This is a genomic window from Psychrobacter sp. (assembly GCF_036731945.1).
Taxonomy (GTDB): Bacteria; Pseudomonadota; Gammaproteobacteria; order Pseudomonadales; family Moraxellaceae; genus Psychrobacter.
The window spans coordinates 5,780-14,954 of sequence record NZ_DAINDI010000062.1 but is presented as its reverse complement, the minus strand read 5'-3'; the positions used below and the strand labels follow the sequence as shown (position 1 = coordinate 14,954).

The 9,175-nt window shown below is 44.6% G+C and carries 6 protein-coding genes; 2 read left to right on the top strand and 4 right to left on the bottom strand.

The annotated features are described in order from the left end of the window. A partial coding sequence (locus V7D75_RS11680; protein ID WP_333614699.1) for a cache domain-containing sensor histidine kinase occupies positions 1 to 1,553 on the bottom strand: 1,553 nt, incomplete at its 3' end. Positions 1,554 to 2,336: 783 nt separating this feature from the next. Between V7D75_RS11680 and rapA the strand changes: the two genes are divergently transcribed. Together rapA and V7D75_RS11670 are read left to right on the top strand one after the other, a co-directional pair. Next, entirely contained in the window at positions 2,337 to 5,225 is a 2,889-nt protein-coding gene (rapA, locus tag V7D75_RS11675) for an RNA polymerase-associated protein RapA (protein WP_333614695.1), read from the top strand. Between the two features lie 448 nt (positions 5,226 to 5,673). Then, positions 5,674 to 6,576, top strand: coding sequence for an acyl-CoA thioesterase (locus V7D75_RS11670; protein ID WP_144297665.1), 903 nt, complete (start codon positions 5,674 to 5,676; stop codon positions 6,574 to 6,576). Between the two features lie 85 nt (positions 6,577 to 6,661). Here V7D75_RS11670 and mutY read toward each other — a convergent pair whose 3' ends face one another. The 3 genes from mutY to V7D75_RS11655 all read right to left on the bottom strand — a co-directional run. After that, complete coding sequence (gene mutY / locus V7D75_RS11665; RefSeq protein WP_333614694.1) at positions 6,662 to 7,939, bottom strand: A/G-specific adenine glycosylase; 1,278 nt, start codon at positions 7,937 to 7,939, stop codon at positions 6,662 to 6,664. Positions 7,940 to 8,205: 266 nt separating this feature from the next. Beyond that, complete coding sequence (locus tag V7D75_RS11660) at positions 8,206 to 8,379, bottom strand: CCGSCS motif protein (protein WP_333614693.1); 174 nt, start codon at positions 8,377 to 8,379, stop codon at positions 8,206 to 8,208. A 351-nt stretch (positions 8,380 to 8,730) separates the two neighbouring features. After that, positions 8,731 to 9,175, bottom strand: a 445-nt coding sequence (locus V7D75_RS11655; RefSeq protein ID WP_442968961.1) for a YlqF/YawG family GTPase, incomplete at its 5' end; no start/stop codon positions are given.

Here is a 9,175-nt window from a genome sequence, read left to right as displayed (position 1 = left end):
GGCGTATTGACCTCATGAGCAACGCCTGCGACCATTTGACCTAAAGTCGCCATTTTTTCTGAACGAATCAATTGCAGCTGAGAGTTTTTCAGCTCTTTTAGCGTCTCTTGTAGCTCAGCGGTACGTTCTTCAACTTTAATCTCTAGCTGCTGGTTGATATTGGCAAGCTTACCTTCGTTAGATTGGATACGGTCTAGGAGGTCATTAATAGAGCCGTTTACCAGCCCAATCTCGTTGCGACCTTCGGCGAATTTAACCTCGCTTAGCTTATTGTATTGCTTATCGTTAATCAGGTTCTCCGCTTGCGAGATTTTATCCGTGGTCTCTTTTAACGGTTTAAATGCTAAATAAGTGAGCATAAAGTAAATCAAACCCGCGGTGATAAGTAGCGCGAGGGCAATCCAGTTGATCAGATTTTTACTTAGATTGTCAGCGATGGCGTTAATTTCAGCGTCAGGCTGGACGACGATAAGTTTCCAATAAGTCTCAGGAATCTCAAATACGTACGCTTGGCTGCCGTTATAGTAGCTGTCTTTTTCCAACTCAAAGCTCTGCAATAAGCGGCTATCCATCGCATTTTGCTTATTTTCACCGTTGTTTAGATAAGCGGCGTAGTTGACGAGATAATAGCCTTTTGACGTACCGGTTTCGGCTTTATCAAGCGTGGTCAATACCTGCTGAACTTGTGGCGATACGCTAGCGGCAACGCGCTCGATGGTCTCGTTACGCTGCGTCTCCAAGAAGTTTAGTACCGGATTCCAAGCAGGGTCAGCGTTGATAACTTGCTTGATATCAAGCGGTGTACCGGTGGCTTCGTCGATATAGCTTAAGCGCTCAGGATTAGAGGAAGCGATAACTTTGTCACTGTTATCGAGCAGTAAAATATAACCTGAGCCCGAGCTTTCGCTGAGCTTAACGATGTTTTCTTGCAGCTGGTTGAGGGTAAAGTTGACGGTACTGGCACCCCAGAACTGGTTGTCACGCTCGATGGCGACACCGCAACTCATCGCCAGCTCGCCTTTGGTTTGGCTCGCGCGGACATGGTTCCAGATACAGCTTTCAGGTTTGAGCAATTTCAAAACGCTAAACCAGTCTTCTTGATAATAAGGATTGGCAGGATTTGGGTCGCTGAGTACCGCTTGATAATCGCCGTTTTGACGCACCATCAAAAATGGATGGGTCGCGGTATTGGCGCCCAGTGCGCCTTTTTCTGGCCAAATGCCGCCACTACCTAATAAGTTATAATCGCGCTTATCAAAAGCATTGGCGGTACTGGCTTGCAAAATCGCTTCTTGTGGCGGCAAAGTCTGCGCGCTTTGCTGCAATAACAGGGCACTACGCATCACGCGATTGATATCGGCTGAGATACTATTGACCGCGGTATTACCACGCTCAGCGACCAGTTTTGCTGATTCAAGGCGAATTTTTTCATAACCTTCTTTATCAACAACATAAACAACAACCGCTAGTACGACCGCAAACGCAATAAATAGAATGGTCGTCACTTGGGTACTGACTTGGTTAAAAAAGCCAACTTTTTTGGAGGCACTCATGAGGGGATTGTCCTTGGATAAACGTGACCACAAAGCAGACTGTTGATGCAGACTACCGATGCTATTTGCTGCGAGTAATCGACGATGTGGCGATACGTAAGCCTTACGAAAATGGGATTTGAGTATTAGGGTAAAATTTTTAAAATTATCAATCAGTTAAATATCTAGATATATAACAAATGTTAAAGTATTTACGGTTAATACATAACTTAAACGACTATAAAAAACACTATTTGGCTTACTTAACGGTCTTAAAAAGGACGGTATTAAGTAGGGGATTGCCAAAATTTTGTGTTTTAAGACTTGCTAGTTAAATTTTTTGAATAACTTTTTTATATCATTGGGAAAATCTAAAAGGGGGTAATGGTTAACATAGCTTCAATAACAATAAGAAATGTTAAATTGCATATATTAACAATATAGAAACAATTTTATGATAACAATGTTTAGCGCATAGTAGCGAGCCTTTTTCTTTACTTGTGAGTCGTTATATATTGATTTCTAAAAAGTTACTTAAGCGCAGTATTGCAATAATCTTGCCAAAAAGTGCCCTTGAAAAGTTAACTTAACGCACTCATCTAGGCGCTAACGTTATATAATGGTCTGTTTTATCCATCGACCTAGCTGACAAGTTGGGCGTTGCTGATAGCTTCAATGACCAGCAACTTATTAATGAGTTTGAGCTATTAATTGACTAAATCCTTGCGTGATTGTTTGTATGATTGTGGCTTGATTCATTAACTATCTATTTTCTTATTATCTGAGTACAAAAGACATCGCCTTATGACTATCTCTATCGCTTCATTGCACAGCACCGAATTTGCCGTTGGTCAACGTTATTTATCTGATACGGAGTCTGAGCTTGGCTTGGGTGTGGTCATCGACGTTGATGACCGCTGTGTACATATCCTATTTCCGCAAAGTGAAGAGACCCGCGTCTACGCCAAAAATTCTGCGCCGTTATCGCGCGTGGTGTTCAAAGAAGGTGATAGTATTTCTGACCAAGCCGGTAATACCTTTACGGTGACAGCTGTCAAAGAAGTGATGGGTGTGCTCAAATACAGTGTTGATGAGCATGAGCGCGGCATTATGGAAACTCGTTTGGCGGCTAATATCACACTGGCTAAGCCGCTTGAGCGTCTACTTGCTGGTCGTATTGAGCGCGGGGATTGGTATGAGCTGCGTCAAGATATCTTGCGTATGCAATCAGCGCTAGCGGGTCATCCGCTCAAAGGCTTGATGGGCGCACGTGTCGATATCATCGAGCATCAGCTGTATATCGCCCATGAAGTTGGCAAACGTATCGCGCCGCGTGTTTTGCTTGCTGACGAAGTCGGTTTGGGTAAAACCATTGAAGCGGGTTTGATTATTCATCAGCAGCTACTGACTGGCAAAGCTGAGCGCGTCCTAATTCTTGTCCCAGACAGTTTGCAGTATCAATGGATGATTGAGCTGCGTCGCCGTTTTAACCTAAACTTTGCCTTGTTTGATTTAGTACGTACCGCTGCGATTAAAGAACACGACCCTGAGCAAAACGTCTTTACGACCGAGCAATGTATCATTGCCGGCATGGATTTATTGCTCGATCATCCAGATTTGTACGATCAAGCGATGGAAGCAGGCTTTGATTTATTGGTCGTCGATGAAGCGCATCACCTGCATTGGGATGAAGCGCAAGGCGGCAATGATAAATATGACTTGATTGCTGACTTTGCCGAAGAAACGCCGGGCGTGATGCTATTAACGGCAACACCAGAGCAGCTTGGCGCCCAAAGTCACTTTGCCCGTCTGCGTTTATTAGACCCTGATCGCTTTGATGATTTAGATGAATTTATCGATGGTCAAGAAGCCTTTGCCGAAACCGCCGCCGTTGCCAGTGTCTTAATCGAGGATAAACCGTTAAGCGACGGTCAAATAGCGGCGTTAAGTCATCTGCTTTCTATTAGTATCGATGAATTAGCAAACATTAATGACGACGAAAAACTGCGTACTTATGCGCTCAATGAACTCCTTGACCGTCATGGTACGGGACGTATTTTATTCCGTAATACCCGTGAAAGCGTCAAAGGTTTTTATGGACGTAGCAGCCAGCCGTATCCGTTGCCGCTACCTGAAGCATGGGTAGATAGCTATCAAACCAAGGGTAAATTGCGCGAGCAACTTTGGGGCGAAGAAAATCAACCCGATGGCGGCTGGTTAGAAGATGACCCGCGGGTGCCGTGGTTGATTGCTATCTTAAAAGGTGAGCTTAAACATAAAAAAGTGCTGCTAATTGCCCGTAGTGGGGCGACGGTCGAAAGTTTAGAGGCGGTATTGCGCCTGCATGCCGGTATCAAAACTGCCATCTTTACCGAGCAGATGACCTTACTTGAGCGTGACCAAGCAGCAGCGTTTTTTGCCGACTCAGAGGGCGCACAGATATTACTCTGCTCAGAGATTGGCTCAGAAGGTCGTAACTTCCAGTTTGCAAGCCAGCTGATATTGTGGGACCTGCCTGCCAATCCAGATACCTTAGAGCAGCGTATCGGTCGCCTAGATCGTATCGGGCAGACACAGCAAATTATGCTGCACGTTCCTTATGTACAAGGGACGGCGCAAGAACGACTGTACCGCTGGTATAACGACGCGCTCAATATGTTTAATCAGATTTCTCCAACGGCGCAAAGCGTACAAGAGCAATATATCCAAGAGTTAAAACCGCTGCTTGAAGGCGCGGATACCGACGAGAACCGCACCATTTTGCAGGATATTATCGAAGAGGCACAGCAAACGCGCTTGGGACTAGAAGCACAGCTACAAGCCGGTCGCGATCGCTTACTTGAGTACAACTCATGCCGTCCGCGCGTTGCTGGGCGCATTGCCGATGCCATGCATGATTTTGATAAACATAATCTATTGCCGCAATTTATCGAGCGCTTCTTTGCTTCCGCCAATATCGACCACAATATCCAACGTGATGGTTCATGGGTGATAGCGCCGATTGATAGCACGGAAATTAGCGATTATATTGACGGTCTGCCGCTCGGTGACGAAGACGGCATGACGCTGACCTTTGAGCGCAAGCAAGCGCTGCAGCGTGAAGATATCGAATTTATCACCCATGAGCATCCATTGATGCGCGCGATTTATGAGCTAGCAAGTACCAGTACTTTTGGGAATACCACCGTTGCGATGTTAAAGAGTGCCGCCGTTCCACAAGGTATGGTGCTGCTAGAAGTGAATTTCCGCGTTGAAGCGATTGCGCCAAGATTGCTCAATTTGCCTGCTACCTTGCCGACGCAAAATATTCGTGTCTTTATCAGCGAGCAGGGTAGTGATTTATCCGCCCGTATCAGCAGCGATATGATTATGCCGCATATTGAGCGCTTGGATAAAAACCGCGCCCGCCAAGTGATTAAAGTACGTGGCGATGTGATTGAGCAGCGCTATTATGAAGCCGAAGATATTGCCCGTCAGCAGCTAGTAGACATTGGTGAACAGGCAAGCGCGCGCTTTAGCCAGCAGTGGTCGCGTGAGATAAAGCGCCTAAAGCATTTGCAAACCATCAATCCTAACGTGCGCCCAGAAGAGATTGAGCGTCTAGAGCAACTAAAAGCCCAAGGTGAGCAAGCACTAGGTAATTTATCGCTGGTGCCAGACTCTATCCGCGTGCTGGTTGCTGTAAAACCATAGTATAAGGTCAAATAAAAAACGAGGTGTTTCATCATCTCGTTTTTTATTTATGTTTGTGAGCTTGGAAGCTGCTTGTTTAGATAGCTACTTGTTTAGATAATTACTTGCTCATTATTGTTAAGCTAATAAAGCGTTAAACCGACTCGTAAGGCGGCGACTGCCTAGTCAAAATCTTTAATATTCGCTAAGATGATTGGCTTTTCGCTTTATAATGAGTGATTGCTAATCATTTTACTGGCTATTTATTTGGCGTTCTCAGCGTTATGTGGGTGTTTATCGCAAACTATAATAGTCATGCCATAACAGTTTTAAAATGAACCTACTATACATATTATTTTAAATTAAAACGCCGCATTGGCTTAAGCCGTATCGTATTGATACGCTTGACCCTTGAGTGCTTATATCTCAATGCTTGGTGTGATTGATCAAAATAAGGAAACCTATCGTCATGTCTGATTATCCGCAACTGATCGATGAGCTGCTCGCTACCGTCGCGCTTATCGAAGTCAGCCCTGATGTTTTTGAAGGTAAAAGCCACGATTATGTGGGCAGTCGTATTTTTGGCGGGCAAGTGCTGGCGCAAGCAATTATGGCCGCATCGCATACGCTCGATAAAGACAAACCTTGTCATTCGTTGCATGGTTATTTTTTGCGCGGTGGCGATATCAATCAGCCGGTGATTTATCAAGTACGCCGCCTGCGTGATGGTCGCAGCCTGTCAGCGCGTGAAGTCACAGCAATTCAGTATAAAGAAGTGCGCGGTAAAGCGCCTGTCGAGCAAGTGATATTTTCGATGATTGCTTCGTTTTCACCGATGGAAGAGGGTTTGGAATATCAAGAAGATATGCCGGTTTATCCGCCGCCAGAGGACTTGCTTGATGAGCAAGATTTAAAAGAGCAGTATGTTGGAAAGGTTCCTGATGCCCTAAAAGCGCGTTTTATGCGTCATCGTCATGTCGAGATTAAACCGATTAAGCCGCGTGATCCGATTCATCCAGAACCGATGAAACCCAAGCAAGCAAACTGGCTGCGTATCCGTGAGCTTGGCAAGCAGCCAGTGGCCATTCAGCAAGCACTATTGGCGTTTTCGTCTGATTTTTACTTGGTCGGTACGGGGCTGATGTCACATGGTGTCAGCTTTATGACCAGTGGCTTGCAAGCGGCGAGTATCGACCACTCGATGCATTTTCATCGTGACTTTGATCTAAATAATTGGTTGCTATATGACATGTGGAGCGACACCACATCTAATGCTAAAGGCTTAAACCACGGTCAGTTTTGGCAAGATGGTCGATTGGTAGCGACGGTACAACAAGAAGGCTTGATGCGTTTGCGGGTGCCCAAATCTTAAGTTTTTTGTAGGTTATAAATGAAAAAAGCGACTCAGAATATATTTTGAGTCGCTTTTTTTATAAATGTTATTTAGTTGCCCTAACTTATTGTTCTAAAATCCTAACCATCGCGCGCGGCAATCCTAGTGTTGCTTGTGCATCTTCAGCATTTGACCAATTTATATTAATTTCTGCTGCTTGCAAGGCTTTGGTTAAATCAGCCATTTGCTCATTAGTTAAAGTCAGTGATTGCGGCGTTAAATACCAATGGAAATGAGTTAGTGAGTGTTTAATAGGCGCGTCATCAAGCAAGGTTTTATTAATGGGCGCGGCTGCTAAATTACGCTTATCTAACCATCCATTGATAATTTGCTCAGCGGTGGTAAATTCTGTTTCATAGACTTTTTCATAGTTTTTTTTATTACTAGCAACTTTTAATAATTTATCATCGCTGGCTCCTAAATTTTTAGCAGTTGTTTTGCCACTTACTTTACCGTCAATTTTCTCAACAAATTGCAAAGGCAAACTCCATAGTCCGCCCCAAATACCATTGTCAGGACGCTGTAACCAAAGTATGTTGCCGTCCATACCTTTAATTAATAGCGCATTGCTAAACTTGCTTGGCTTGGGCTGCTTTTTAGCTTTGACTGGATAATCAGTTTCGCGACCCTGCGCATGGGCAATACAATCCTCTTGCAGTGGGCACAACAGACAAGCAGGCTTGCTACGCGTGCATAAGGTTGCGCCCATATCCATCATCGCTTGGGCAAATAATCCTGAATTTTCCCTAGGCGTTAAACGCTCTGCCAACGCCCACAGCGCTTTGGTCGTAGCAGACTTAGTAATATCACCATCGATGGCCGCCCAGCGTGTGAGAACGCGTTTGACATTACCATCACAGATAACGCCATAACGATGTAGCCCCATTGCCATAATCGCGCCAGCGGTCGACGGTCCAACGCCAGAAATCGCCTCCCAACCTGCTAGCGTCTGCGGAAAGTCGCCCGTCTCATCAATCACTGCAACCAATTGCTTCGCGCCTTTATGCAAATTACGCGCCCGCGCATAATAGCCAAGCCCCGCCCAATGCTCCGCCACCATATCCCATTCTGCTGCGGCTAAATCCTGCACCGTTGGAAAGCTGTCCATAAAACGCGCAAAGTAGGGCAATACAGTGGTCACTTGCGTTTGCTGTAGCATGACTTCGGATAGCCAAACAATATAAGGGTTTGGCGTATTGGTTCGGTGTTGTTGCCAAGGTAAGTCGTGGCGACCGTTTTCAGCGAACCAATCAAGTAGGCGTGGGGCGAAGGAGTCGAGAGAGGTTGTAGAGTGGCTAAAGGTAATTTCAGAAGAGGTAGAATTGGCAGTTAGCTGGGTCATAGGCTTTATTATGTAGTGATTTTAAGGTGAGTAATTATACCTTATATGAGTATATTCAATGGTTTAGCTTTGTATGATTTGTCGTGAGTATTTTAGACCGTTGTTCTGTCGTAGCTTAATACTTTCAGCTTTTGCCACAGGTAGATATTATTGATGATCGGGAAAAATATACTCTTCTGAAAATAAAATAGGTTGCGAAAGTAAAAAACTTCTCGCAACCTATTTCTCATAAGAGTGCCATTAGTGAATTTAACTAAAAGGTTTGGTTAAGAACAACCTCCGCAACAAACACCCTCTTCGCCGTGCTTTGCTTTTTTCTCGGTTTCTGGTGCGTTTTCTGCCGCCACTTGTGCTTGCGAATCCTCATTCTGGACTGACTCTACTTCGGCTGCTTGCTTCTCTTTATTACTGTTAAAGATATTTTTAAATAATTGAGCCATTAGCTTATACCTCACGTTGTATTAAAAACAAACTAAATAATATTTGCTAATCAATGGTGAACTTATCACATCGTAGAAGGCAATTATTTATAAGCATAAATTGCCTTTATCAGCGTAAAACGTCATATTATTTAAATGAGTATAGACCCAAAGTAACAGTACTACAACATAATAATAAGAACTCAGGAGAAAATAATATTTGTTTTAAAATCAATGGTTAAACAACTTTATCTCAACTAAAAAATGGCAGTAGAGACCGTGGTGAACTTGATACGTCTAATCGACAGTAAAACTGTTATGTAGATTTAAACGCGCTACTGGTATAGATTTTACTGACGCGCTGTGTCTTGTCTACTTCCGATTCTTCCGCGTTTTTAGACGACGCAAACGCTTCTCTTCTTCTTTAGCGATTCTTTTCTCTTCGGCAGCGAGACGTTGTTCAGCAACGACTAGCTCTTCAGCTTCTGTCATGGCAGGCGTCTCGAGCGTAATATCACCAAGCTTGCCACTACGCAGCTCATTAATAAGAATCTCAGACATGCGGTAAGTGTCGACTTGGTTGCCCGCACGCACGCAACCGCGATTACGCCCCGCCACTTCAAAAAACTCCCAATCGGTCTTGGGTAGCTCATCAATTTTATAGCGGCTTTTTAGTAGCTCAGGATAGGCTTGCATTAGGTACTCAGCGGTATAACTGGCCACGTCAGCGAAGTCAAACGCCGTATCTCGAATACCGCCGGTCGCCGCCAAGCGATAGCCAGAGTTTTCGTTTTCAACCTTTGGCCATAGCATACCA

Excerpts from the sequence above, each read along its gene's own strand:
- rapA (WP_333614695.1), top strand. The coding sequence starts at position 2,337 with ATGACTATCTCTATCGCTTCATTGCACAGCACCGAATTTGCCGTTGGT.
- V7D75_RS11670 (WP_144297665.1), top strand. The coding sequence starts at position 5,674 with ATGTCTGATTATCCGCAACTGATCGATGAGCTGCTCGCTACCGTCGCG.
- mutY (WP_333614694.1), bottom strand. The coding sequence starts at position 7,939 with ATGACCCAGCTAACTGCCAATTCTACCTCTTCTGAAATTACCTTTAGC.
- V7D75_RS11660 (WP_333614693.1), bottom strand. The coding sequence starts at position 8,379 with ATGGCTCAATTATTTAAAAATATCTTTAACAGTAATAAAGAGAAGCAA.